The sequence below is a fragment of the Wolbachia endosymbiont of Aedes albopictus genome (assembly GCF_024804185.1).
Classification (GTDB): Bacteria; Pseudomonadota; Alphaproteobacteria; order Rickettsiales; family Anaplasmataceae; genus Wolbachia; species Wolbachia pipientis_B.
The window spans coordinates 179,224-205,158 of sequence record NZ_CP101657.1 but is presented as its reverse complement, the minus strand read 5'-3'; the positions used below and the strand labels follow the sequence as shown (position 1 = coordinate 205,158).

At 36.1% G+C, this 25,935-nt stretch carries 26 protein-coding genes, 1 tRNA gene, 1 other RNA gene and 3 pseudogenes; 7 read left to right on the top strand and 24 right to left on the bottom strand.

All coding sequences use genetic code 11. From position 1 onward, the window contains the following. Positions 1-6: 6 nt before the first annotated feature. Positions 7-945: a tRNA pseudouridine(55) synthase TruB gene (truB, locus tag NHG98_RS01010; RefSeq protein ID WP_096616039.1), complete on the bottom strand. Its 939-nt coding sequence runs from the start codon at positions 943-945 to the stop codon at positions 7-9. A 129-nt stretch (positions 946-1,074) separates the two neighbouring features. Here truB and NHG98_RS01005 point away from each other — a divergent pair, with 129 nt between their 5' ends. After that, entirely contained in the window at positions 1,075-1,488 is a 414-nt protein-coding gene (locus tag NHG98_RS01005; RefSeq protein ID WP_259245448.1) for a collagen-like protein, read from the top strand. Positions 1,489-1,539: 51 nt separating this feature from the next. Here NHG98_RS01005 and ribD read toward each other — a convergent pair whose 3' ends face one another. Continuing rightward, positions 1,540-2,781: a bifunctional diaminohydroxyphosphoribosylaminopyrimidine deaminase/5-amino-6-(5-phosphoribosylamino)uracil reductase RibD gene (ribD, locus tag NHG98_RS01000; RefSeq protein WP_096616041.1), complete on the bottom strand. Its 1,242-nt coding sequence runs from the start codon at positions 2,779-2,781 to the stop codon at positions 1,540-1,542. Beyond that, the gene (locus NHG98_RS00995; RefSeq protein ID WP_096616043.1) at positions 2,781-3,980 is read right to left on the bottom strand and encodes a deoxyguanosinetriphosphate triphosphohydrolase; all 1,200 of its coding nucleotides are present in this window, start codon (positions 3,978-3,980) and stop codon (positions 2,781-2,783) included. Before NHG98_RS00995 ends, ribD begins: the two co-directional genes overlap by 1 nt. A gap of 47 nt (positions 3,981-4,027) precedes the next feature. On the opposite strand from NHG98_RS00995, the gene NHG98_RS00990 reads away from it, so the two are divergent. Both NHG98_RS00990 and NHG98_RS00985 read left to right on the top strand, forming a co-directional pair. Continuing rightward, positions 4,028-4,495: a HesB/IscA family protein gene (locus NHG98_RS00990; RefSeq protein ID WP_096616045.1), complete on the top strand. Its 468-nt coding sequence runs from the start codon at positions 4,028-4,030 to the stop codon at positions 4,493-4,495. 314 nt (positions 4,496-4,809) lie between these two features. Beyond that, complete coding sequence (locus NHG98_RS00985) at positions 4,810-5,484, top strand: ABC transporter ATP-binding protein (RefSeq protein ID WP_096616047.1); 675 nt, start codon at positions 4,810-4,812, stop codon at positions 5,482-5,484. Positions 5,485-5,512: 28 nt separating this feature from the next. On the opposite strand, the gene NHG98_RS00980 is transcribed toward NHG98_RS00985, so the two are convergent. Both NHG98_RS00980 and NHG98_RS00975 read right to left on the bottom strand, forming a co-directional pair. Beyond that, positions 5,513-5,677, bottom strand: coding sequence for a lipoprotein (locus tag NHG98_RS00980; RefSeq protein ID WP_096616049.1), 165 nt, complete (start codon positions 5,675-5,677; stop codon positions 5,513-5,515). 52 nt (positions 5,678-5,729) lie between these two features. Then, positions 5,730-6,428 carry an alpha/beta hydrolase gene (locus tag NHG98_RS00975; protein ID WP_096616051.1) on the bottom strand — a complete coding sequence of 233 codons (699 nt, stop codon included), beginning with the start codon at positions 6,426-6,428 and terminating at the stop codon, positions 5,730-5,732. Between the two features lie 155 nt (positions 6,429-6,583). On the opposite strand from NHG98_RS00975, the gene NHG98_RS00970 reads away from it, so the two are divergent. Next, the gene (locus NHG98_RS00970) at positions 6,584-7,720 is read left to right on the top strand and encodes a cysteine desulfurase family protein (RefSeq protein ID WP_096616053.1); all 1,137 of its coding nucleotides are present in this window, start codon (positions 6,584-6,586) and stop codon (positions 7,718-7,720) included. A 582-nt stretch (positions 7,721-8,302) separates the two neighbouring features. On the opposite strand, the gene NHG98_RS00965 is transcribed toward NHG98_RS00970, so the two are convergent. The 15 genes and pseudogenes from NHG98_RS00965 to NHG98_RS06490 form a co-directional block, all read right to left on the bottom strand. Continuing rightward, entirely contained in the window at positions 8,303-8,434 is a 132-nt protein-coding gene (locus tag NHG98_RS00965) for a hypothetical protein (RefSeq protein ID WP_259245447.1), read from the bottom strand. A 99-nt stretch (positions 8,435-8,533) separates the two neighbouring features. Further along, complete coding sequence (fumC, locus tag NHG98_RS00960) at positions 8,534-9,928, bottom strand: class II fumarate hydratase (protein WP_096616894.1); 1,395 nt, start codon at positions 9,926-9,928, stop codon at positions 8,534-8,536. 289 nt (positions 9,929-10,217) lie between these two features. Then, on the bottom strand, positions 10,218-10,619 hold the full coding sequence (locus NHG98_RS00955) for a hypothetical protein (protein ID WP_259245446.1): 402 nt from the start codon (positions 10,617-10,619) through the stop codon (positions 10,218-10,220). 112 nt (positions 10,620-10,731) lie between these two features. Next, positions 10,732-12,012, bottom strand: coding sequence for a flavodoxin-dependent (E)-4-hydroxy-3-methylbut-2-enyl-diphosphate synthase (ispG, locus tag NHG98_RS00950; protein ID WP_096616890.1), 1,281 nt, complete (start codon positions 12,010-12,012; stop codon positions 10,732-10,734). A 25-nt stretch (positions 12,013-12,037) separates the two neighbouring features. Then, a complete protein-coding gene (locus NHG98_RS00945; protein WP_096616888.1) occupies positions 12,038-12,658 on the bottom strand; it encodes a TRP75-related protein in 621 nt (206 codons plus the stop codon). A gap of 188 nt (positions 12,659-12,846) precedes the next feature. After that, entirely contained in the window at positions 12,847-13,362 is a 516-nt protein-coding gene (locus NHG98_RS00940) for a hypothetical protein (RefSeq protein WP_096616886.1), read from the bottom strand. Positions 13,363-13,516: 154 nt separating this feature from the next. After that, the gene (locus tag NHG98_RS00935) at positions 13,517-15,631 is read right to left on the bottom strand and encodes an FtsK/SpoIIIE family DNA translocase (protein WP_096616884.1); all 2,115 of its coding nucleotides are present in this window, start codon (positions 15,629-15,631) and stop codon (positions 13,517-13,519) included. Beyond that, positions 15,632-15,910, bottom strand: a complete 279-nt coding sequence (locus NHG98_RS00930; protein ID WP_096616882.1) for a YggT family protein — start codon at positions 15,908-15,910, stop codon at positions 15,632-15,634. It abuts the gene before it with no gap. Positions 15,911-16,072: 162 nt separating this feature from the next. Continuing rightward, on the bottom strand, positions 16,073-16,363 hold the full coding sequence (locus tag NHG98_RS00925) for a type II toxin-antitoxin system RelE family toxin (protein WP_096616880.1): 291 nt from the start codon (positions 16,361-16,363) through the stop codon (positions 16,073-16,075). After that, a complete protein-coding gene (locus tag NHG98_RS00920; RefSeq protein WP_096616877.1) occupies positions 16,338-16,556 on the bottom strand; it encodes a hypothetical protein in 219 nt (72 codons plus the stop codon). Before NHG98_RS00920 ends, NHG98_RS00925 begins: the two co-directional genes overlap by 26 nt. 82 nt (positions 16,557-16,638) lie before the next feature. Continuing rightward, positions 16,639-16,836: a type II toxin-antitoxin system RelE family toxin gene (locus NHG98_RS00915; protein WP_259245445.1), complete on the bottom strand. Its 198-nt coding sequence runs from the start codon at positions 16,834-16,836 to the stop codon at positions 16,639-16,641. Between the two features lie 63 nt (positions 16,837-16,899). Then, positions 16,900-17,112 carry a hypothetical protein gene (locus NHG98_RS00910; protein WP_096616875.1) on the bottom strand — a complete coding sequence of 71 codons (213 nt, stop codon included), beginning with the start codon at positions 17,110-17,112 and terminating at the stop codon, positions 16,900-16,902. Positions 17,113-17,488: 376 nt separating this feature from the next. Further along, the gene (locus tag NHG98_RS00905) at positions 17,489-17,755 is read right to left on the bottom strand and encodes a ClpXP protease specificity-enhancing factor SspB (RefSeq protein WP_259245444.1); all 267 of its coding nucleotides are present in this window, start codon (positions 17,753-17,755) and stop codon (positions 17,489-17,491) included. 22 nt (positions 17,756-17,777) lie between these two features. Then, positions 17,778-18,113: a transfer-messenger RNA gene (gene ssrA / locus NHG98_RS00900) on the bottom strand. A 103-nt stretch (positions 18,114-18,216) separates the two neighbouring features. Next, positions 18,217-18,344, bottom strand: a pseudogene (locus NHG98_RS06490) (IS3 family transposase); the annotation flags it as partial. A gap of 80 nt (positions 18,345-18,424) precedes the next feature. Here NHG98_RS06490 and NHG98_RS06450 point away from each other — a divergent pair. Continuing rightward, positions 18,425-18,612, top strand: a pseudogene (locus NHG98_RS06450) (hypothetical protein); the annotation flags it as partial. 117 nt (positions 18,613-18,729) lie between these two features. On the opposite strand, the gene NHG98_RS00895 reads toward NHG98_RS06450, so the two are convergent. Then, positions 18,730-19,428 (bottom strand): hypothetical protein, encoded by a 699-nt coding sequence (locus NHG98_RS00895; RefSeq protein ID WP_096616873.1) that lies wholly within the window; start codon positions 19,426-19,428, stop codon positions 18,730-18,732. 192 nt (positions 19,429-19,620) lie between these two features. Here NHG98_RS00895 and NHG98_RS06485 point away from each other — a divergent pair. Together NHG98_RS06485 and priA are read left to right on the top strand one after the other, a co-directional pair. Continuing rightward, positions 19,621-20,144 (top strand): annotated as a pseudogene (locus NHG98_RS06485) (IS110 family transposase); the annotation flags it as partial. 37 nt (positions 20,145-20,181) lie between these two features. Further along, complete coding sequence (gene priA / locus NHG98_RS00880; protein ID WP_096616865.1) at positions 20,182-22,386, top strand: replication restart helicase PriA; 2,205 nt, start codon at positions 20,182-20,184, stop codon at positions 22,384-22,386. Between the two features lie 18 nt (positions 22,387-22,404). Here the strand turns inward: priA and petA are convergent, their stop codons facing one another. The 3 genes from petA to NHG98_RS00865 all read right to left on the bottom strand — a co-directional run bounded on the left by petA (position 22,405) and on the right by NHG98_RS00865 (position 25,924). Continuing rightward, positions 22,405-23,004 carry a ubiquinol-cytochrome c reductase iron-sulfur subunit gene (gene petA / locus NHG98_RS00875; RefSeq protein WP_096616863.1) on the bottom strand — a complete coding sequence of 200 codons (600 nt, stop codon included), beginning with the start codon at positions 23,002-23,004 and terminating at the stop codon, positions 22,405-22,407. An 86-nt stretch (positions 23,005-23,090) separates the two neighbouring features. Next, the gene (gene gyrA, locus NHG98_RS00870; protein WP_259245443.1) at positions 23,091-25,799 is read right to left on the bottom strand and encodes a DNA gyrase subunit A; all 2,709 of its coding nucleotides are present in this window, start codon (positions 25,797-25,799) and stop codon (positions 23,091-23,093) included. 52 nt (positions 25,800-25,851) lie between these two features. After that, a tRNA-Val gene (locus NHG98_RS00865) sits at positions 25,852-25,924 on the bottom strand. Between the last annotated feature and the right edge of the window lie 11 nt (positions 25,925-25,935).

Below are 25,935 nucleotides of genomic sequence, written 5' to 3'. Positions count from 1 at the left end.
CTCATTTTAAATATTAAAAACACGAATGGGTTTCACACAACCATAAATAAAACTGCAGATTGCAATAGGTACACTACCCACTATCGTACAACAAATATCATAATTCTTTAAATTACGCAAGTTATTTAATACAATTTCCTGACCTTTTCTGATTTTCCCCGCATCTTCTGGGGAAATTTCAACTTTGAACATCGATCTTAAAACCGATTCAATGGGAATGATGAAACTTTTTACATTACTCCCTGTACCTTCTATTACTCCAGTATCACCTTTTGTTATCGGAGAGTAAGTTATTGTGTTTCTTTCAGCGAGCTGTCCAATTGTCACTGATTCGTTTTTTCTGAAGTCACCTACCATAGTTCTTCTTAATTTCGTAATGTGTCCAAAACAATTTAATGTAATGCCAAGATCCCGAGCAATTGATCTCACATATACACCACTACCGCACATCATAGAAAAATCTGCACTATTATTTATGGTGTCCACAGATATCAATTTCAGCTCATGTATTTTGACTTGTCGGGGTTTTATATTTACCTTTTGCCCACTTCTTGCCAATTTATACGCCCTTGCTCCTTTGATTTTTATTGCTGAAAATTGAGGAGGAGTCTGCTTGATCTCACCAATAAAATCTTCAATTGCACAATTTATTTGATTATATTCGGGTTTTATATTGCTAGTTCTAATGATATCACCACCCAAATCATCCGTTGTTCTTTGTTCGCCCCATTTTATTGTAAAATCGTATGCCTTTAAGTCACAAGATAAATACGGTATAGTTTTCGTTGCCTCGCCAAAAGCAATTGGCAACACACCTGAAGCTAAAGGATCAAGTGTTCCCAGATGACCAGCTTTCTCAATTCCAAAGATCTTTTTAACTTGGGTTACAGCTTGTGCAGAACTAATTCCTATTGGTTTATCGAGATTCAGCCAAGCATGTTTCATATGTTAATTATATACAACTGATAACAGTTTAGCTTGAAATATATACTTTATGTAAAAAATAGCTTGACTAACATGCATCTATTAACACACACTTAATCTTTTTATTAGCCTTATTATAAGGGGACTATTATGACTACAGATAAAGATCAAACTATATGGAAGTGGGAAAATACTGCACATATAACAAAAATAGGTATTGAAGGTACAGTTGCACTTGCATCTTTAGCGGGAGCAATAACGGCAATATTGATTGCTACTAAAGTAATTGCTGGCCCTGCATCTTTAGCACTTGTTGCTAGCCCTGCTGGAATTGCAGTTCTATTTATTGCAGCTATATATTCTGCTGCAGCAGCTTATGTTTCATATCAGCAAATGAATGCGATTGGTGAAAAAGGACCTCAAGGTGATAAAGGACCAGTTGGCGATAAAGGACCTCAAGGTGAGAAAGGTGAAGCACTCAATCTTAAATATGAACTACAAAAACCTGAAGTTATGAAAATATTTGAAGATAAGTTCCAAGAAAAAGGCCCAGCCCTAAACTAAATAGCACAAGAGGTAGAGGTGGTTCTGCCTCTTTTTTTCATTTGAGAAGAGTTACGGTAATCTATCCCACACCTCAACTACATCCTCACTAAACTCTATTATCTCTGCTTTTTTGAACTGATAACATTCATTTATGGATTGAATCCCTAAATCTCCTATAAAAGACATGGCATCATTACCTAGAATTTTACCACTACGGCAGATTATCAGCCTGTCGATTAAATTATGCTTCAGTAGCTCTGTAATTAACACTCCTCCACCTTCAACTAATAATCTTGTTATACCAATTTCTGAAACAAGTTTTGATGCCATGTCTTTTAGGCAGACTTTGCCGATAACATCAGGTTCCGATGTCATTCCAGCGCGTGACCAGTTTTCATTATGCAATTGCTTGAAGTTTTCTGGATCCCAGTGTCTGGGCACTGGGATGACAGGAGAAGGCGTTGGAATGACAGGAGAGTGTGTTGGGGTGACATCTGGAATAACAGGAGGTTTGTGATTTGAATTGACTATCAAATAATTAATGTTTTTTATTTTTCTCTCTACTTCCTTACTTGTGATTACCCAAGTTATTACTTTATCTGCAGTCTTTGCAATATTGTGCTCTTCCTTCAATTTTGCTTGGCTATCTATAATTAGCCTTATTGGCGATCTATTTTCAAGGCCTGGTAATCTGCAAGTTAAGAGTGGATCGTCATTAATGAGGGTATTGCTGCCAATCATAATTGCATCATATTTTGCTCTAAGCTCATGCACCCAATTTCTTGTATCCTCACTTATTATCCATTTGCTATCGCCTGTAAATGTTGCGATTTTTCCGTCAAGAGTTGTTGCGATTTTGCAAGCTATAAATGGTCTATGTAATTCTTTAGTGGTTAAAAAACCAACATTCAGTTCTTCTGCCTCTTTTTGCATAATACCTTGCTCAACTTCAATTCCTGCTTCTTTCAGAGCTTTAATGCCTCCACCTGAAACTCTACTATCTGGGTCAATAGTTGCAATTACTACCCTTCTTACACCAGCTTTTATGATTTTTGCAGTGCAAGGTCCTGTGACTCCGTGATGACAACATGGCTCAAGAGTGATATATATAGTTGCACCATGAGTTGAATCTTTAGTGTTTTGCAAAGCAACTACCTCTGCATGCGGACGTCCACCGATCCCTGTATATCCCTCACTAATAATTGTACCATCCTTTACAATAACGCACCCAACAGCAGGATTTGGTGCAACATTCCCAAGACTTTTTTCTGCAAGCTTTAATGCAATTGACATGAAGTGATCATCTGTCATTAGAAAGAAGTCATTTCATAGGAGGTATCAAAAATTCTTCTGTGCTCGTGTATGGCAAATCTATCTGTCATACCTGAGATATAGTCACATATTATTACTGAACGCTGAGATTTACAAGCGAGTTTGCTCCACTCTGTGGGAAGTAATCCTGGGTTTTCATAAAAACATTGAAAAAGTTCCTGTATTATGCGTTTTGCTTTGTTCATCGTTCTACTCAGTTTATAGCTTCTGTATATTTTCTCCATGTTGAATCTTTTCATTTCTTTTGTAGCATTCGCAACTTCTGGTGAAAATGTGACTAGCATTTTATTTAGACTTCTTACGTCTTCTACGCTTTTTATTTTGTGATCTTCAATATTTCTTTCAGTCTGAGAAACAACATCACTTATCATAGTTCCTATAGTTCCACTCAGTGATTCATGTATGAGTTTGCTCTGAGGCAATTCTGAATATCCGCTCCTTACGTCTTTAAACATTTTTCCAATTAAAGGGACATTTAGCAAATCTTCGATGGTTACTAAATTTGCTCTGAGTGCATCATCAAGATCGTGAACACTGTAAGCAATATCATCGGCAATTGAAGCAACTTGCGCTTCAATGCTTGAAAATTCCTCAAGTTTTAGATCGTATTTTTCATTATATTTTAATAACAGCTGATTATTTGTAGAAGACTCCGCGTTTTGACCAAGCAAGGGACCGTTATGTTTTGCAACCCCTTCAATCACCTCCCAACTTAGATTCATACCATCAAAATCAGCATGTTTTTGTTCAAGATAAGTTAAAATCCTTATAGCTTGAACATTATGATCAAACTCATACTTCTCATTATCAAGATTCAAATCTTGAACTGATTTCTTTAGAGCATCTTCACCTGCATGACCAAATGGAGGATGACCAAGATCATGTGCGAGCGCTATGCATTCAGTGATATCCTCATTTAAGCCAAGTCTACGCGCAATGGACCTTGCAATTTGTGCAACTTCAAGGCTATGAGTAAGCCGAGTGCGATAGTAGTCGTGCTCATAATTGATAAAAACTTGTGTTTTGTACTCCAATTTCCTAAACGCATTAGAGTGAACAATGCGATCTCTATCACGCTGAAAGCAGCTGCGATTCTCATCTTCTGGCTCTTTAAAGTATCTCCCTTTTGTTTTGCTTGGAAAGCATGCATAATTTAATAGAAAATTATTGTTTGACATGTAAAATTTCTACTATAATAAATTATCAATAATAAACGGTGGTTACTATGTCAACAAATTACAACATCAACTTAACTGATAATGCACTAAAAAAAATCCACTCTCTTGCAGAGCAGGAAGGAGATAAGAGTTCCGTTTTGCGGGTTGCAGTTTCAGGTGGTGGATGTTCTGGCTTCAAATACAATTTTCTTATGGATCAAATGAATAAAAATCTATCTTTGGATGATGAAGATGATGATTACGATGATGAGTTTGATGACGAAGACGAAGATGATGACTATGACTATGAAGAAAGTGAGGACTATAGAAGCCACTCCAGTTTTAGCGAAAAAGGTAAAGATATAGTGATTAATGATGAAAATGGAAACCCTGTATTAATGGTTGATAATTGTTCAGCAAAATTTTTAAATAACTCAGTTATAGATTATACTGAGGATCTCAGTGGTTCTGGTTTTCAAATAAAGAATGCCTTTGCTAAGTCTCAATGTGGTTGTGGTAACAGCTTCTCGGTTTAGTCAAAAATTTGATGTCATTCCAGTGCGTGACACTGGAATCCAGCCTTTTACGCAATCCCATCACAAACGTTGTGTTTTAACATAGGATTAGCTACTTTTATGCTCACCAGCTTAGTGTCCAATCAAAATTCCTGGATCCCAGTGTCGGAGCACTGGGATGACACCCTTCTCTGGTGGAGGGTGCTCTCAAGTTACAACGTTCATATAGTTGTATACTTAACACTGAGGTTTATTCTTCTATTTCTTTTTTACTGGTCATGCACTATCATTTGCTATGCAAGCACAACATTTGTATGGTTATAGGTCTTTTAAACATGAGTGATAATGTAGCTCTAGAACTAACTTCTGTAGATAAAAGCTTCAAGGATAATTCTCCTGTTGTAAAAGACATCAACCTAAGTGTCACAAGAGGGCAAGTAGTAGCGCTGATTGGCAATTCAGGTGCAGGAAAAACAACTATATTGCAAATCGCAGGCTTGTTGGACAAGCCAACTTCAGGTATAGTTACGATAGATGGAATAAATTGCACACAAGCCAATAATAAGCATAAAACCCATGTAAGAAGAAATTTTCTTAGTTTTGTTTATCAATTTCACTATTTGTTACAAGAGTTATCGGTGTTGGAAAATATTATGCTTCCTCAACTCATTGCAGGAAAAAGCAAAGCTGAAGCAAAAAAAAATTCGCAAGCAATGTTGGGAAAATTTGGTCTGGAAAACAAAGCAAGTAGCATGGTATCTGAAGTTTCGGGTGGGGAAAGGCAGAGAATTGCAATTGCAAGAAGCATTGTAAATTCTCCAAAGCTTTTACTTGCAGATGAGCCAACAGGAAATTTAGATCCAACAAATTCTTTTAACGTGTTTTTACTGCTATATTCCTACGTAAAGGAAAATAACAGCTCTATGCTTATAGTAACGCACAATCATCTCCTTGCAGAAAAGGCAGACTGCATTTTCCAATTGAGAGATCGATCATTAGTGAAGTTGTGAATAGGAAAAATAGCACAATTTAAACTACCTATGCCTTATACTTATCTAACCAATGATCATTAACAGAGTATAACTCGCATGAAACGCTTTCATTGCTTTTTATACACGGACTTTTTAACTTACGCTGTTTACTTAGGGAACACCCCGATAATATAAACACAGCTAAAGCAAAAAATAATAGCTTTTTAAACATAACAAAACCTTTTCATTTATATTACTACACTCATTTCTCTTGTTTGTAAAGGTTAGGCATATTCTTTTACCCTTACCTCTTTTTTGACCTTTTGAGAAGAAATAGCTGCACTGTTTAAGCGCAGTTTTATATAACCATCTATGATTTGAGTCACTTCCTCTTCTTTATCCCTTAGAAAGTGATTAGTATCGTCTATTATATGGTATTTCATGTGATTACTTTTTACTGAATTTATTAACCTTTTTGCTAATTCTGTTACATCGCTTTCTTCTGAGATTGTATCGTTACTGCTTTGTATTACAAGCCCAGAAACTGGACAGGGAGAAAGAAAAGAAAAATCGTACTTAGTTACTGGAAGAGAAAGAGCAATAAAACCCACTATCTCAGGGCGACGCATTGTTAGCTGCATAGCCACCCATGCTCCAAAAGAAAAACCAGCGATCCAAATTGGAACGTTGCTAGGATTATGTTCCTGAAGCCAATCAATAGCTACCGCAGCGTCAGTTAATTCTCCTATACCCTTATCAAAAGTTCCGGTAGATTTTCCCACACCACGAAAGTTAATTTTCAATGCAGAAAAATTGTTATCGATAAAAGACGTATATATACCATGTACAATTTTACTACCCATATTACCACCATATTGAGGGTGATGATGTAAAATCAGCACAACCGGCGCGTTGGCATCTTTGCTTTGGTGGTATTCACCTTCTATCTTTCTTGTTGCATTATTCAAAAAAACTTCTACCATGGTAACTCCTAACAAAAACCTGCTTGACAGGTATTGATGACATGAATTATTAATTATGTATTAATTTCGCTGTTTTTGCAATAAATTTTTTATCATGTTAAAGCTAACGTACATAGTTATGGCTATAGTTGATGGTAAACTTATTTAAGTGACAGATGAGTCCATTCTCTTTAGAAAATAGTGGTTGCGTATATGCTGATTACAATGCAACTGCTCCAATTAGTGAAAATGTAAAAAAAAGTATATTTGAGGTCTTGTTAAAACAAACGCTCAATCCATCATCACTACATAAAAGAGGACAAGAAGCAAGGAAGATTCTTCAAGATGCAAGAGATAACATACGTGATGCTATTGGTGTTCCAAGTGATAAAGAAATAGTTTTTACGTCTGGTGCGACTGAAGCGAATAACCTTGTTATGAGAGGAATAGCAGGCTATCTGCATGTAATTTCAGCTATAGAGCATCCTTCAATTCTTAATTCTGCATGTAATCCATGTATAATACCCGTTAATCTGGAGGGCATTGTTGACTTTTTAGAGCTAGAAAAAATTCTAAGTGAACTTAAAGGAAACAAAGCAATAGTTTCAGTTATGATGGCAAATAACGAAACCGGAGTTATTCAGCCTGTTAAGGAAATAGCTGAAATAGCACACAAATTTGGAGCAATTTGCCACACTGACACTGCTCAAAGTGTTGGGAAAATTAAAGTTAATATGGAAGATTTAGGAGTGGATTTACTCACTTTATCCGCCCATAAATTTGGCGGTGTAGCAGGCAATGGAGTTTTAATATTCAATAAAGAACTTGCGATAGAACCTATTATAATAGGTGGTGGACAAGAGAAGGGATTTCGTGGTGGTACGGAAAATATTGTTGCGATCGCAGGCCTTTCTGCTGCACTGCAAAATATTCCAGACCTTCTATCAAAAATGGATGAAGTAAAGGAGCTACGTAATCAATTAGAGTGTAAATTATTAAATCTTGCCAGTGATATAAGAATCTTCGGTAAAAACTCTAAGAGGCTGCCAAACACAAGTTTTATTTATATGCCAGGAGTAAAGAGTGATGTGCAGCTCATGCATTTTGACTTGAATCATATTGCAGTTAGTAATGGTTCTGCATGTTCTTCTGGAAAAGTTGAGCCTTCCCATGTTTTGCTTGCAATGGGGGCAACAAAAGAGCAAGCAGAGTGTTCAATTAGAATCAGTATAGGTCCAGAAACTAAACCACAAGACATAAAAAAAATAGTGGATTGTTGGTATAATATCTACAAGAAGAACACCTTGGTATAGATAATACGCGGTATCATGCAGGGAGCTATAAATTAGATGTAAAAACTTACTTGACAAACTCCGCTAGCCCCCTTATTGTAGTATCAAGGGTATTTGTGACTCAAAACTTGTTTTTGATCTGCGCAGGTTCAACAACAAAAATTCAGTAAAAAACTCAGAGTATTTATTGGCGGATTACATAAAATTATAGCGGCTGCATGTCTTTTTTATTTTTTCTACATTCAGCCAAATCGCGCTTATTTTAAGCGTTAGCACATTATTACAGCGCCACTTACAGTAATATAGAGTCAAAACTCGCACCACGGGGCTTCTTTTGCCTTTTTTTTTGTTTGGTAAATTTCTTAATATTTATAGCTAAACGACAACCGTCATCCCGCTACTTGTTAGCGGCTAAGAGATACCGCGAATGAATCGCGGTATGACGGTTCGTGGTGGCATCTTCGTCATTCCGCTATGTGTTAGCGGCTAAGGGATACCGCGAATGAATCGCGGTATGACGAGGGAGAACAGTTGCCACTTGTTAGCGACTGAGATACCGCGGCGGTATGATGATAAGCTCGTCATCCCGCTACTTGTTAGCGGCTAAGAGATACCGCGAATGAATCGCGGTATGACGGTTAAGTAGGATGTCATTCCAGTCTGGAATCTAGTTCTTATTGTACATTTACTTGGTAAGCTTCCTGGATCCAAGTAGTCAGGGCACTGGAATGACACTCTCTTGGATGGAAAGCTACTTTCATGACATCATTCTTTTTCCTTAACTTAATGGCAGTGTTAACTTGACGCGTATGGTTTATTTAACACTCCCAACGGTTACAAATAATTCACCATTTCTTCTGGTTTCACTATCCTTTCAAACTCCTCCTCAGTGAGCAGTTGAAGTTTTGCTGCTGCTTCTTTTAGAGTGATATTTTCTTTATAAGCAAGCTTCGCTATTTTTGCTGCATTGTCATACCCTATATGCGTATTTAATATAGTGACCAACATCAACGACTGATTCAGTAAATCTTTTATCCTCTCTTCATTTGCCTTAATACCAACTACACATTTTTCTGTAAAATTTAAACTTGCATCAGCTAAAAGTCTTATAGACTGCAAAACATTGTAAATTATCACTGGCTTAAACACATTCAATTCAAAATGACCGTTTGAACCACTAATGGTCACAGCAACATGATTTCCCATAACTTGAGTGCACACCATAGTTACTGCTTCACACTGAGTTGGATTCACTTTACCTGGCATAATTGAAGAACCAGGCTCATTTTCCGGTAACATTATTTCCCCAATTCCACATCTTGGACCAGAACCAAGCAACCTTATATCATTTGCAATTTTCATTAAACTGACTGCTACTGTATTAAGTGTTCCACTGAGCTCAACTAAAGCATCGTTTGCTGCTAGCGCTTCAAATTTATTGCCTGCTGAAATAAATGGAAGATTAGTAATTTCTGCAACTTGGCTTGAAAAATCTTCAGCAAAACCCTTTTTAGTATTGAGCCCCGTGCCAACCGCAGTGCCACCTTGTGCAAGCTCGTATATACCACTTAAAGTTGATTTTACTCTCTCTATCCCCTTTTTAATCTGGGCTGCATAGCCAGAAAACTCCTGTCCCAGTGTTAGGGGTGTTGCATCTTGTAAGTGAGTACGTCCTACTTTTATTATATTTTTAAATTCCTGAACCTTATTATCCAGCACCTTATGCAATTTTTCAAGATTTGGAATAAGCAAGCAGTTTATTTGCTCTGCTGCTGCTATATGCATTGCTGTTGGGAAGGTGTCATTTGATGACTGACCATAATTCACATGGTCGTTTGGATGTATTGGAGATTTACTACCCAGATTACCACCTAAAATCTCTATTGCGCGATTGCTGATCACTTCATTCATATTCATATTAGTCTGCGTTCCGGATCCGGTTTGCCAAACAACAAGCGGAAATTCATTATAAAATTTGCCATCTATTACTTCCCTTGCGGCTGTGCAGATTGCGTCCCCTACCTTATTATCTATAGCATCGTGCTTCATGTTAACACGTGCTGCTGCAAGTTTTACTATTGCTAATGCTTTAATCAGAGGCTCTGGCATTTTTTCTGTGCCAATCTTAAAATTTTCTAAAGAACGTTGAGTCTGTGCTCCCCAGTAATGTTCACTTGGTACTTTTACTTTCCCTAAGCTATCTGATTCTATTCTCGTTTTTCTATCCATATTTTCCTTCTTAGCGTCATGCAAACTGGTTCACTACATAATTTTTTCATGTCTACTTCTTGGTTAATTAAATCATACTAGATCCAAGTAGTCAAGTGTGACCTTACCCAGAAAAAGTAGAGAGAAAGTTAAGACGTTTTTGGAGTAAAATAAAACGTTTTTTCAAAATATGGCAAATAGTTTGTTCTCTTTGTAAAAAACATTCCAAACTTTCTCTCCACTTTTTCTGGGTAAGGTCAGTTTAGCTATAGGTAGCAATTTTCTGTATTTACTTTAAATTGAAGAAAGCTCAAATGAAAGATCGTGTTTTGCTAAAAATCACAGAATGCAGTCTGGTTAGATCACTAGTGCCTAAAGTGATCTCCTTTATCCTCTCATCTGCTAGTATTTTTAATTCCTTACCGTATCTATAATAATTTCGCTTTATAACGTGTAACTCATCAGCAGAAGAAGAATCTAATTTAGGGTAATATTCGTAATCGCAATTTTCTTCGATGTTCTCAATGCTTATAGATGATGCTAAAAGTGGAAATAGAATTAATAGTAAAGTTAGTAGGATTCTTGTACAACTATTACACCACGTCTTGGGTGTCATTTCAGCGTGTGACCAGAGAAAAAAAGGTATGGATCCCAGTATCAAGCACTGGGATGACAGAAGATAGTGCAAGAAATTTCGTAAAAAGGTTTTCATACCAACTATTTAAACTCAATTGTGTTATAAATATATTAATAGCGAAAAAAGAAAAACAAGGTTTAATTTTCTTTTTTTATTTGCGATTTATCTATTAATTAACTGTGAAAGGTTACGTGTAATGCTCCTTCACATAATTATCAATAATTGCCTTAAATTCTTCAGAGACATTATCACCTTGTAAAGTTTTGAAATATTTGCCGTCTTTGTAGACTGCTGAAACAGATTTTTCTCCATATCCAGGCAAGCTGATTCCCAAATTTGCGTGTTTGCTTTCTCCAGGACCATTTACTATGCATCCCATAACAGCAATGTTCATATGCTCTACACCTGGATTTTTTTTCTTCCATATCGGCATATGAGTTTTTATATAGCCATTCACTTCTTCAGTTAATATACGAAAACGATCGCTACTCGTGCGCCCACAACCAGGACATGAATTAACCTGAGGGTTAAAGTGTCGCAAGCCTATAGATTGCAATATTTCCTGACACACCACCACTTCATTAGTACGCAATTCACCAGGACGTTGAGTCAAAGAAGCCCGTATTGTATCTCCAATGCCATTTTGCAATAAATAAGTAAGCCCTGCTGCGGTATTTACCACGCCTTTATTGCCCATACCAGCCTCAGTTAAACCCAAATGCAGCGCATAATTGGAAGATTTTGCAAGTGCCATATAAACTAAAATTAAATCTTGTACTTTGCTAACTTTACATGAAATGATTATTTTGTTTGAATTTAGACCAATTTCTTCAGCTTTTTTTGCACTATCAAGAGCAGACATTACAAGTGCTTTGCGCAGTATAACATCAGAAGGCCTTGCATTACTAAGCGAAGAGTTTTCATCCATCAGTTTTTGCAAAAGGTATTTATTAAGACTACCCCAATTTACTCCAATTCTAACCGGAAGATCGTGCATTATTGCATACTCTATCACCCTTTCAAACTTCTCATCACGTTTGTTGCCAAAGCCTATATTGCCTGGATTGATTCTAATTTTACCCAGCATTTTGATGTTGTCTGGATAATCTTGAACTAATTTATCTAGCTCATATTGACCGCAACCTACCAATATTTTACCGTCAAAACCTTCTTTATTTATCTCTTCTACTATGTAAGGTATTGCCCTTGCTACTTCCTCTGAATTCAAAGCAATCCGTACTAACTCTGAACCTGCGCGCGCTAGTTCTGTTATTTCTTTTGCATAATGTTTTGCGCTACTTTTTATATTATCAGAATCTATATGCACACCAAGCGCCATAGATTGTACAACTACAGGATTATTTCCTCCTATCTTTACTTTTCCAACTTCTACAACATGAGTTTTGTGCCTGGAAATTGGCGATAATTCATATGCATCGTCATTCAATATCAGGTCTTTATCTAGCATATTATTAATGGCCAATATTGTGATACTATTTTACTGTGTCAGCTACGCTGCCAAATGAACTTGACCCATTCAAACTATAAGCATCTACGTTATCCAAATTAGCAATAGAATCACGTGAGCACGTTCTTCTTGATGGAGTTTCTTTTATAGTGATATTTATAGGAGAAACTTTCTTTTCTCGTGTTGAAGTAACTTTCTTCCCTTCTTGTTGTTCATTTTCATGCTGCTTACTTTCATACTGGAAAACTGGCTCTTGATCTATAAATACAGCACCCTTTAAACGTGCGATATTAATACCATGCTGATTTATCACAGCGCTCTCTTCATCGTCGACTATGCACGCTTCCATGTCATTTGGCTCATTATCAAGACTAGCAATTTTTTTCTCTTTTAATTTTTTGATTAGATCTTCTTTATTTATAGCTCGATCTTGTAACTTTTTTTTCTTGAGGAGCTCCCTACGCTTCTCATACAGTTTATATGACTCAGCAAAATCCTCATCTGTATGAAAGTTTGCGCCACCAGGGTTACCAGGAGGTATGTATCTCTTACTGAGCTTAGATTTAGCTCCAGCACTATGCACAGTAAAAAAGCTAGCAACCAAAAACATTAATATAAACAAAACTTTAGAAAAAATCCTAAGCATATGGTGCTATAGTAAATATCATGTTTTAAAAGATAGCAATTAACAAACTTTAAGTAAACCAGAATATTTACTAACTTTACAATACAAATATTTTTCTAAAAAGTGATATGTTTACTATCAAAAAACCTACATAGGCTAAGAGAAGAGTAAGGTGTTACAAGTTGCGTAACACCTTCTCAAGAAGAGTGTTATGCAGCTATATTATTTACAGATTTTGAGCCATTCACTTCTAAGTTACTCAGTTTAGTACCACCGTCTGCGTCAAGTTTTGTGCCCGATGTGTTCGATTTACCTAGATTGTTAAGTTCTGTGCCTGGTGTATCTTTAGATAAGTTCTTTTCTTTCTCCCTCTCAAGCTTAACTCCCTTATAGATGCAGAATGCAACAAAAGAAGTTATCGCTATTGCGGCAACAACACTGACTGCTATACAAGCTATCATTATTTTTTGTTGATCTGCTACTGCCTCTGACAGATTTGTAATTTTCTCTGCCTGCGATGCATTTTCTGCTGCCAGATTTGCAATGTCCGCTGACTGCGCTACATTGATTGCCGTGTTATTTGCAATGTCTGCTGACTGCGCTACATTGATTGCCGTGTTATTTGCAATGTCCGTTGCCTGCGCTGCATCAATTGCTGCGTTATTTGCGATGTCCGCTGTATTCTTTGTTACACCTAACCAATTACTAAAAATTTCTTTTACCATTTTAACCCCCTAGCTAATTAATATATTACTATTGTACGTTTTTAGTACTTAAATTAGTATTAAATCAATTGTCATTATGTATTGATCTTCTAATAATTTTGTTTGACTTGCTTTTTGAAAGTGCGGAAACTTAAATTAAGGTATTACAAGGTTGCTATTCAACCAATATCTCTCTCTTTCCTGAGTAATTTGGAGAGCTGACAATTCCTTCTTTTTCCATTCTTTCAACAATATTTGCAGCTCTGTTATAGCCTATTCTAAGTTGTCGCTGAATGTAACTGGTTGAAACTTTTTGATCTCTTTGAATGATGGCCACTGCTTGATTGTAGAGGTCGTTTTCTTCATCCTCTGTTTCACCTTCTGATTCCACAGAAGAATTTTCATCTTCTTTGGTGATTTCCTCCATATAATTTGGCTCACCTTGCATTTTTAGATGATCAACTATATTTTGCACTTCATCATCGCTTACAAATGGACCGTGAACTCGAATAATCTTACCACCAGAAGCCATGTAGAGCATATCACCCATACCGAGCAATTGTTCAGCTCCTTGTTCACCAAGTATTGTGCGGCTATCTATCTTAGAAGTAACAGCAAAACTGATTCTCGTTGGAAAGTTCGCCTTTATCACACCTGTGATCACATCCACAGATGGGCGTTGTGTTGCCATTATGATATGTATTCCTGCAGCACGAGCCATCTGAGCTAAACGTTGAATAGAGCACTCTATCTCTTTGCCGGCAACAAGCATCAAATCTGCCATTTCATCCACGATCACTACAATATATGGAAATGTCTCCATCTTGATTGGTATTTTTTCAAACAAAGGTTTGCCTGTTGTTGAGTTAAAGCCAATCTGCACAACGCGCTCCAATTCTATTCCACTATTCATTGCTTCTGTGATTTTTTGGTTATAGTTTATTACATTGCGTACATTTAAATACGACATCATGCGGTAGCGATTTTCCATTTCTTTCACTATCCACTTAAGAGCAATAACAGCCTTTTTTGGCTCTGTTACTACTGGCGCCATTAGGTGCGGTATTGCATCATATATTGAAAGCTCAAGCATTTTTGGGTCGATCATTATCATCTTGCATTCGTCAGGACTTAATCGATAAACGAGTGAAAGAATCATAGTGTTAATCGCAACTGATTTACCTGACCCTGTGGTTCCAGCAACGAGCAAGTGAGGCATTTTAGTTAGATCTGCAATAACTGGTTTTCCGCTTATTTCTTTGCCAAGCGCAATTGGGAGATTTAAGTTTGCATTCTGGTATTCTGGTGATTCAAGCAAATCACGCAGCATTACAATTTCTCGTTCCTTGTTCGGCAACTCTATTCCCATAGCATTTTGCCCACGAATTATTGAAATACGTGCAGAGAGTGCACTCATCGAACGTGCAATGTCATCTGCAAGGCCAATTACTCTTGCAGATTTCGTACCAGCTTGTGGTTCAAGTTTGTATAAAGTCACAACCGGTCCATAGCATACACTGATAATTTTTCCTTGCACGCCAAAATCACTCAGGACTTGTTCTAACAGAGATAAATTTTTATTGCTCTCCATTTCATTCAGCTGCTTTCTCTGCAAAGACTCCTCTGCTTTAGAAAGTAAATGAATGCTTGGAAATTCGAACTCACTGGAAGGTTTAAAAATCTCCTCAGTAGCTTTTTTCTGTCTTTCTTTTGGTTGTTGTTTAGTAATTCTATGTTTTTCTTTTACTACTAATGGTGCAATTGAATACTCAGCAGTTTTATGTGATCTGAAGAATGGAACATTTACAAATAAGCAAGCTATTTTTTTGAATAGGAAAAATATAGAGTAAATTGTTCTCTTCCAACCAATTAGTCCTACAAGACCTATTAATGTTACTATCACAAATACATAAAACGGGCAGTTATTAACGAGTGCATTCCCTATTATTCCACTGTGTCTGTACCTTACTGTGATGCCTAGCGAAAGTTGTGGTAATATAGCACATACTCCTAAATTGATTAATATTAAATAGAGAATTTTCAGCAGTATTTTTGCTGGCCTGAAGATCAACAAGTAAACTATGGTTGTAGCTATTGTAACACTAGTTAATCCAAGAAATTGAACCAATATATCAGCTAAATATGAACCTACTATTCCACCTAAATTTGTCACTTCCTTATTTGTAGCCGTGTTTAAGGAAGGATCTTTATAGTTGTAGCTAAAAACTGATATATATACATATATTAAAAGGGATGGATATATTGCTGATTTTAGATATTTTTTTAACATCTACCTAAAGTAGTAAGCTACTGTATATTTTACAAAGTGAATTGTTATTAGCAATATCATTATAGATAAATCTAATCCATTGAACGGTGGTATATATCTTCTAATAATCTTTAGTGGTGGATATGTCAATTGGTTCAAGATGTGCATTATGTTACTGACAGTTTCATTATATATGTTCACCATATTAAGTTTAACCAGCCAGTTTAAGACAACCCAACATATTAGAATGAAGCTATAAAGATCAAGTAACGTGTTGAGTAGATATATGATTGGATGCATACATATCTATTACACGAAAGATATATAAAAGACAAGTATTTAGCCTTTTTAAACTCAAAATGTTATTTTTGCTGAACCAAAAAAAACTTCATTTTTTGAGCTGCACCTAAGGTAGGAGGAAGGAGTGCTGTATAAAAATATATATACTATTTATAGTACATTTTATTTCTTCTTATAAGATTCTCTTCTGTGTTTTATTGAAGTGATAGTTACTATACGTTCTAAAGTATTTACGCGATAAATGATACGATAGTCACAAATCCTTAGTTTTCTTTGTCCTTTAAATTTACCTTGTAATGGTTCACCATTACCAATAGGATCGGTTGCAATACGTCCTCTTATTGCATTTTTAATCCTTAGTTTTATAGTTTCTGGAAAAGCTGATATGTCCTTTCGAATACTCTTAAGATATTTGATAGTGTACAGACTACTTCCAGATTTCTTCGCTGTCATCTACCTCTTCCGCACCTGGAACATCGCGTTCAATAGCACGCTCAACTAATATTGTATCCTCTTCAAATTCGATTGCTTGTTGCATTAATTTTTCTGCTAGATCTTGAATGGATTTATTTCTTACTTTAGCTAATCCAGCAAGACACTCTAAAGTTTCTTTGCTGAAAGTTATACTAGTGTTTGGGTTTACCATAAGTTTTACCAAAGTCTACTACTGTAACAATTGTACAACATTTTTCTGAATTTTTCAATAAAGAAAGTTACTGATATAGAGTTTAATTGTTGTAAATATATTCTCTATGCTCTATTGCAGTAATTATTACTACACGTTCTAGTTTAATGATCCTATAAACCAAGCGGTAATCACCCGTTCGTACTCTACGATATCCTTTGAACTCACCAAGCAAGGGGTCTCCTGCCTTCTCAGGAGAAAGCGTAAGGCGCTCTTTTAGATCTCTTTTATCCTTGACCATATTGTCTTAGGAAGACTTGGAATGTCTTCGTGAACTACATTTTCCTCATAACAGATTAAATATTTATCCCCAGTTGACGTCTTCATGCTTAATGAATTTTGCATCTCGGGTGTCACGTTGGATAGCAAGTTTGACTATCGCCATATCTTCTTCATGTTCAATTGCTTTTTGTATAAACTCCTCTGTTAGCTCTTGAACTGATTGGTTTTTCACTTTAGCTAGGCGAGTGAGATTCTTTAAAACTTTTTCGCTAATGTCAATACCTGAATCTGCCATAAGTTTTACCAAAGTCTACTACTATAATAATTTTACAACATCTTTCTAAACTTTTCAATAAAGAAAGTTGATGATATGTAAGAAAAATTTTGCCATCTGCATTAACAAACAATTAAAGATTTAGCATATTTGTCTACCCTCTGTTCTATTACTTAAGTTAGACCACTTCTTTCTATTAATATTTTTTGTTTACAAAGATGAGCAATTACTCATCACGCAGTTGATCTATGGATATAATACTACCGTTTGATAATTTTTCAGTACATTTTTCACTTTTGTATTCTTTATCAGAATTGATACTGATTTTGTCAAATATCAAAACATCCCCTGAAATTTTATCACGAAACTCACTAATAGCAAAAAATGGTATAGTAATTCACTCTTGTTTTCCTTGAAAACTCAAACTGACGCTAAATTTATCCTCAGAAACTTTTAAATCATAGAATTGATGCTGTAATATAATAAGCATTTGAATAGGGTATGACTTTTTCAAACGATCTGGCATGGTCACACCATTAAAATATGTGAAAAATAATATTTCTAAGTAAGGGGTAAAACCGTTACCTGATATAATATCTAAAGTCTTTTTGATAACTTGAAACTTAGCAGAATTAAGCAATTTTTTGTAATCTGTTTGCTCCATATAACTTTCACATACATAAACTTTTGGGGAACTTCTGTTACCCGGCGTTCCCTGAACCGTGCGTATAGCAATGAAGTTATAGTGCTTAAATTAAGCAGCTATTGCAACATTGTCTTCAGCAGCAAAATTATCGTTTGCATTTAAATTATGAACTCTTAGCGGTGGTGTCTAACCGAGCAAAGCTACCATCTTTACTATGCATGTCGATCCTTATTCGTCCCCATATAAATTAAAAAAATGGTGGAGACGCCGAGTACTGCCCTCGGGTCCAATACACCTATTACAAGGTAATTTTATTGCTATAGTACACAAAGTGTACATAGCCATTATATAGCAACATTAAATAAATGTCAAGATATTATGACCTTAAGTTGATTTATTGCTAAGACAAAATTAAGATTTCCAGTAAAAAATTCTGTGACTTTACCCAGAAAAAGTGGAGAGAAAGTTAAGAAAATTTTTTACAAAAAGAATGATGAATCACAATGTTCAGGAATGCAATAATTAATAGCAGAATGCCTACGCTGTTTTTTGTAAAAATTTCTATGTATTCAAATATAGCAGTTCTAGCTTGTTGAACGGAGTGCTTAGGTCCAAAGTGTGATTGTATGATATATAAGAAGTTACCATTGAAGGAGGAATTGTGGTTACACCTTTACAACTTTGTTATATTACGCAAAAAGACTCAAAACTCTCAAAACCTTATGAATTTATATGTAACCAGTGGACACAAGCATCCTGAATTATTTATACTAAATCCATACCATCACACTTTGGATCTAGTTCTTTATTCATTCTCACAATCCGTGAACGGTTACAAATACTGGAGTTTACCCTCTTTCTTATCATTTTTCTAATCTATAGTTAACGTTCAAAACCATATTCGAAAAGTATCTCATATATTTCCAGATTTTTTTAATGCTGTTTATTTCATCCTCAACATTGTCTCTACCTTTATGAACTAAGTAGCAGCATTAAAAATTATAACGTATTCCTACCTCCAGAATTGCATCTGGTATTTGTTTTGCTTTTATATGACTTAGTTGCCCGCCTGCGGTGACACCAGCTGTACCAACTATCTGTGGGGCAATTTCATAATCAACACCAACCTTCAGTTTATAGGAAATAGAACCTAGTATGTTGTCTACTAAAGATGGACCGGGGGGCTCTTGTTTATTCTCTTTAGCAGTTCCATCCCCTTCTGGAGATTCACTTGCCTTAACAGAGCCAAAAGGTATTACTTTTAGGTATCCTCCTAAACCTCCGCTGACATATAGCTTAACGGGATCAATATCAAGGTCAGGGTAATAACGGTAATTTGCCAATAAGCTAGCCCCTATTTTCCTTGTACCCTTAGCAATATCACTCATGTTAGCAAGAACCTCAAGTTCAAACTTAGAGTTTTTATCATGATGATAACCAAAAACAACGCTAGGTTTCATTACAAAGCCACTACCCCATCCAGCACCAAAGTTTAAACCTGCATAGTACTGATCTTCTGACTTACTTGCACTATTAGTAGCTGCACCTGACTTACTTGTACCTGACTTACTTGCACCTGACTTACTTGCACCTGACTTACTTGCATCTGACTTACTTGCACTATTAGTAGCTGTACCTGCTAGAGATGAAGTAAGCAACACAGCCAAAACGCATAATCTCTTCATTTTCATATAACTCCTCATGCAAAAAAATATATAATGCATAAGTATATATCCTTTATATTAAAAAAGATATAACCACATGTCAAAAAAAGTATACCCACAAAGTAAGGGATGTGCTACTCGCATGTATCCGTTCAGCAGAATGGCAAAATAGGTAGACAAAATAAACCAAAAAATCAAGAAAAAGTGAGTTTACAACAAATGGTGTCATTCCAATCTGGAATCCAGCTTTTTCATAATCATCATCAGCGTATAGAAAATGTAGAGACAGCTATATCTGAGTTTATAAAGTCAAAAATGGCTAACGTATTTGTTAAGTTATGTGTAAACAGGAGGTTATGAGAAACTTGTGATAAAGTTGTATAACATAGCTGTTCATAGAGCTCACCCAAATCGGGCATATGCATTTGCAAAAGCCTGCAATCACTTTGCAAAAACCGATAAATTAGATGCAAAACTGTTGGAAAAATATGCTGAATTCATCGCAAAAAACGATGGGGTAAAGAGTGTATGGTTTCACAAAAGCAAGAAGAATTAAAAGAGCTAAGAACAATTGAGCGCAATTTAAGCGATATGCAAACAAGTGCCGCTTGCAGGATGCCACAGGAAAAGCCAGAGAATATATAGAAAAACAGATAGAATTTGCAAAAGAGCAATCAGAGCAAATTAGGAAAGATATAGAAGGCATAATAAACTCTGACCCTGATTTGAAGGAAAAAATCAAAACGAATATTTTCAAAACAGTGCTAAACTTAGGCTGCTATGACAAGAACAGTTGATGTATTACTACCACTTCCAATTGATCAGTTATTTTCATATGTAGTTGAAGAAAATACTGAAGTTTCAATTGGAGATTACGTAGTGGTGCCATTTGGCAAAAAACGCTTGATCGGAATAGTTTGGAAATATAGTGACAAGAGTGGTCGAGCATTAAAATTTATTGAGCAAAAAATCGATTTACCAAATATTAGACCAAAATTGATCGAATTTGCAGAGTGGGTTGCACAATACAATTTAATACCTATTGGTATGCTTGCCAAAGTGATAATGGGAGGAGTGTTAAAAGTAAATCAAATAGATAAATTGGTTTGTGCTAAGCAGAAGCAGGAAATAAGTGAAATAAGTTGCCAATTAAGCCCTGAACAGCAGATAGCTAGTGATAAAATAATAAGCAATTTGAACGAATATTCAGTGACTTTGCTTGACGGTGAGACAGGATCAGGAAAAACGGAAGTTTATTTGTCTGTGATTGCACAATTGATTAAGAATTACACTGCCGTTCCAAATGCTGCTCAGACTTTACCATCCCAGTGCCCAGAGGCACAACTGTACGGACATTGTGATTTGGGTCTGCCAAGAGGGTGTCATCCCAGTCTGGGATCCAGCAAAATTGATTGTAAACAAGCGCACTATACAACATTTTCGATCAAAACCTGGATTCCAGTGTCAAGCACTGGAATGACACCAGGAGAGGGTAATGCACAAGTGCTAATCCTCTTGCCTGAAATTGTTTTAACTTCACAATTGGTAAATCGTGTTCGCGGTCAGATATCAAGGAACTTAGTTGAATGGCACTCAAGGCTCACTCCAAAAACTCGCCGGAATAATTGGCTCAATATAGCAAGTGGAAATGCGCAGATAATTATTGGTGCACGATCAGCACTTTTTTTGCCTTATAAAAACCTAAAATTGATTATTGTTGATGAAGAGCATGATTCATCTTTTAAGCAAGAACAGGGCATTATATATAATGCTCGAGATATGGCGATAATCTTAGCCAAATTTGAAAATATTCCGATTATTTTATCATCAGCAACTCCACTGCTTGAAACGATTCATCATGTTAAAAGCGGGAATTACAATCATGTAAAGCTAACTAAGCGATTCGGTGGTGCAGAATTGCCACTCATTAAAGTAGTAGATATGAGGAACAACAAGCAATGGATCTCCTCTGAGCTTTTTGAAAGCATCAAACAAACCATAGAGAAAAAACAGCAGGTTATGCTCTTTTTAAACCGCCGAGGGTATGCACAACTGGCAGTTTGTAAAAAGTGTGGATATAAAATTTCCTGCTTAAATTGTGCTGTTTGGCTTACATATCACAAGAAAAAAAATGCTCTTTTGTGCCATCATTGCTCTTATCAATTAAAACTCCCAGAAAAATGCTCTGATTGCCAGAGTGAACAGTCATTTTCTCTTTATGGCGTAGGAATTGAAAGATCACTTGAAGAAATGGTGAAATTAATACCAAACGCAAAAACTGCGATGATAAGCAGCGATCAGAAGTCGGTTAGTAACGTAATTGACTTGGTACTGAAAGAAGAGGTGAACATTATAATCGGCACACAAATAATTGCTAAGGGGCACAATTTTCCTAAATTAACTTTGGTTGGAGTAATAAATGCAGATTTGAGCCTCGAAAATTCTGATTTAAGAGCAGCGGAAAAGACGTATCAATTATTGCACCAAGTTGCAGGCAGGTCAGGAAGGTTCAATGAAAAAGGAATGGTAATAGTGCAAACCAATAATCCTGAAAGTTCAATAATAAAAGCATTGCTACATCAAAAAAGGGACTCATTTTATGAAATTGAACTTAAGTCAAGACGCGAAGCCAAAATGCCACCATTTAGCAGATTAATAGCGCTTATAATTTGTGGTAAGAATCAGATTGCGACACAAAAAGCAGCGAATGAAATAATAAAATCTCTTCTCCGTTATCCAAGTAGCTCAACTACTTGTATCCAGGAAAAAAATGTAGGTGTAGACAAAAAGGAATTTGAAATTCTTGGTCCATCACCAGCAGCAATAAATTTTTTAAATAATAAGTATCGGTATAGGGTATTATTAAAAATACACAATAAGCACAGTCTATCCATACAAAAAAAGCTGAAATGTTGGATTAAAAATTGTAACTTGAATTCGAGTATTGCAGTGATAATAGATGTTGATCCTGTGAGTTTTTTTTAACGAGTTTATTTATATTCGTTAAGCCTTCTTGCCAATTACCACAACATTCTCACTGGGAAAAAAATAATCAGGTACAGTCATATTTTTTGGTGCAGGCCCCCCAATTACTCGGCCTGATGTATCATAATATGAACCGTGGCAAGGACAGAACCAACCATTACCATCTCTTGTAGCATGGTCAACCGGTACACACCCAAGATGTGTACATATTCCGATCATGATTAACCATTCATCTTTTCCTTCACGTACTCTCTGTTCATCTGACTCAGGGTCCCTCAAGTTCTTTACATTCACAGCTCTTGCAACCTCAATTTCTTGCTTTGTGCGTCTACGAATGAATACTGGTTTACCTTGCCACTTTACTTTTACTCCGCGTCCTTCCTGGATTCCAGACAAATTCACCTCCACTGTGGAAGTTGCTAGAACTTCAGCAGAAGGATTCATAGACTTAACCAGTGGCCAAAGTCCACTTGCAGCTCCTATACCCGCCATAGCGCATGTAGTTAATGTTATAAAATCTCTCCTACTCTTATTTTTAGTAAGATCTTTAACGGGAGGTGTTTTTTTATCCTCTTTGTTTGCTAGTGTTTTTTTATTTTTAGTTAAATTTTTGTCCATTGATCTCTACTTAGCCATAAGTATATATTTTAAATTAAATACTGCGTATTAATCAACAAAAACTTGCGCTTTTTGTTTAACCTGTACTACAGTTGAGAAGAGATAGAGTTTTCAACTTCAGAAATACTATCTTCAGTGGAATCAGGATCTTCAATTTTCCCTACTGACACCACCTTTTCTCTACTCTCTGTTTTAAACAGAGTGACTCCTTGAGTGCTACGTCCTGCAATTCTGATATCATTTACTGAAATACGAATTAACTTTCCTTTATCTGTAATAAGCATGATATTATCACCCTGCTCAACTGGAAAACTAGCAACAACATTACCGTTTCTGTTGGTAGTAAGAATATTGGTGATACCAACACCACCCCTGTTAGTTATTCTATACTCATACGCAGAAGTTCTTTTACCAAAGCCATTTTCGGTAATAGTTAATATAAACTCCTCATTCACTGCAAGTTTTAAGAATAATTCGTTATCTATTCCTAAATCATTGAAAGTCTTTTCCAATTTAGAATCAATGGAGTTATTAATCGCAGCCCCCAGTCTTTTTGCAAGTGGAACTTTTAAGTAAAGTTCTTTTGTTTCTGTTGCTACACCTATCCCATTTAATATGGTCATGGATATCACGCTGTCATTCTTTGCAAGTTTGATACCTCTTACGCCATCTGAATTGCGACTTTTAAATTGACGCACATCACTTACAACAAATCTGATACTTTTGCCGAATCTTGTTGAAAGAAAAACATGATCAATTTCATTGCATACTTTAACTGATATTAACTTATCTCCTTCATCGAGCTTGATTGCTATTTTTCCATTGCTTGGAATATAGTGAAAATCCGCTAAAGAATTGCGCCTTATGTTCCCATGAGCAGTAGCAAAAACTATGTTTTGATTTTCGTCATTTTCACTTGGTAATGGCATTATATTAGTTATAGTTTCACCATCGCTAAGCGGGAATATATTAACAAGTGCTCTTCCACGTGCAGTTGGCTCTGCAAGAGGTAACTTATAAACTTTTAATCTATAAACCCGGCCAATATTAGAAAAGAATAAAAGGCTAGTGTGGGTATTCCCAACAAATAATTTTGTGGTTACATCCTCTTCTTTTAATCCTTGTCCTAGCTTTCCTTTTCCACCACGACGCTGAGTTCTATAATGAGAAAGCTTCACACGCTTGATATAACCATTCATAGTTACGGTTATCACCATATCCTCTTGTGGAATTAGATCTTCAGCTTCAATGTCCGTATCTGATTCCTCTATTGAAGTTTCTCGCGGCACAGCAAATCTGTTCTTTATTTCTTGTAGATTGTTTTTTATTTCTTTCATCAACTTCTCTCCTGAGCCAAGAAAAGCGATATATTCTTTTATCAGGTTGATCATTGAACTTAGCTCAGCTTCTAATTTGTCTTTTTCAAGGCCTGTTAAACGTTGCAATTTCATGTCAAGAATAGCTTTCGTTTGCAGCTCAGTTAATCTATACACTCCGTCTCTCAAAAAGCTCATGCTGTCTGAGATTAATCCAATAATTGTGTTTATCTCAGCTGAAGTTTTCCATTCTTTATTTAAAAGTTCTCTACTTGCTTCCGCAGGATCTTTTGCACCACGGATGATTTTTATCACTTCATCTATGCTCAAGACCGCAATGTAGAGCCCTATATATATATGAGCTTTTTCCCTCGTTTTTCTTAGACGAAATTCTGTTCTCCTGATTAATACTTCTTTTCTAAAATCAACAAAAGCAGCTATGATTTCTTTTAATGACATCAAAGCAGGCCTGTTGTTGTTGAGGACTAAAGTGTTAACACTAAAACTACTTCTTAGTGGAGTTAGTCCCAATATTTGATTAAGTATAAAACTTGCTTCAGCATTTCTTCTGAGGTCAATTACTACCCTAATACCAGACTTATCAGACTCATCCCTAATTTCTGTTATGCCATCAATTCTTTTTTCTTTTACAAGCTCACCTATCTTCTCAATTAATTTTACTTTATTTACCTGGTAAGGTATTTCATCAATCACTATTGCTTGCCTATCTTGTGGCAGGTCTTCCATGTGAGTCTTGCCTTGCACAATAATTGATCCACGACCCGTTACAAATGCTGATCTTATTCCAGACCTTCCAAGAATCGTTCCCCCAGTTGGAAAATCCGGCCCTGGCATCACTTCAAGTAACTCATCCAAAGTAACTTCAGGATTATCTATATATAACATACAAGCATCTATTATTTCTCCAAGGTTGTGAGAAGGAATATTGGTTGCCATACCAACTGCAACACCGCTTGCACCATTTACCAATAGATTCGGAAATTCTGCAGGCAGTACAACAGGCTCTGTTTCATTTCCATCATAGTTTGGCCTAAAATCAACTGTATCTTCGTCAATATCATTTAGTAAAAAGTGTGACACCTTCTGAAGCCTTGCTTCTGTGTATCGCATTGAAGCTGGTGGATCTCCATCTATCGAACCAAAATTACCTTGCCCATCAATAAGTGGTAAAAGAAGAGAGAAATCTTGGGCCATTCTAACCAAGGAATCGTAAATAGCTGCATCACCATGTGGGTGATATTTCCCCATTACATCCCCTACTATACGAGCCGCCTTTTTATATGGCTTACCAGCATCATATCCAGCCCTTGACATTGCATATAATATGCGCCTATGAACAGGTTTAAATCCATCTCGCACGTCAGGTATAGCCCGGCTTATGATAACGCTCATTGCGTAGGAGAGATAAGAATCTTCCAGCTCTTTTACTATTGAGATTGGTACTATATTATCCTGCATTTTCTATATTTTGATTGAAGTAATTAATAATATTAACATTCAGTTAAGCAAATGGGCAATGACAGACTTGAACTGCCGACCTCCTCGGTGTAAACGAGATGCTCTACCAGCTGAGCTAATTGCCCTTTAGATGTAA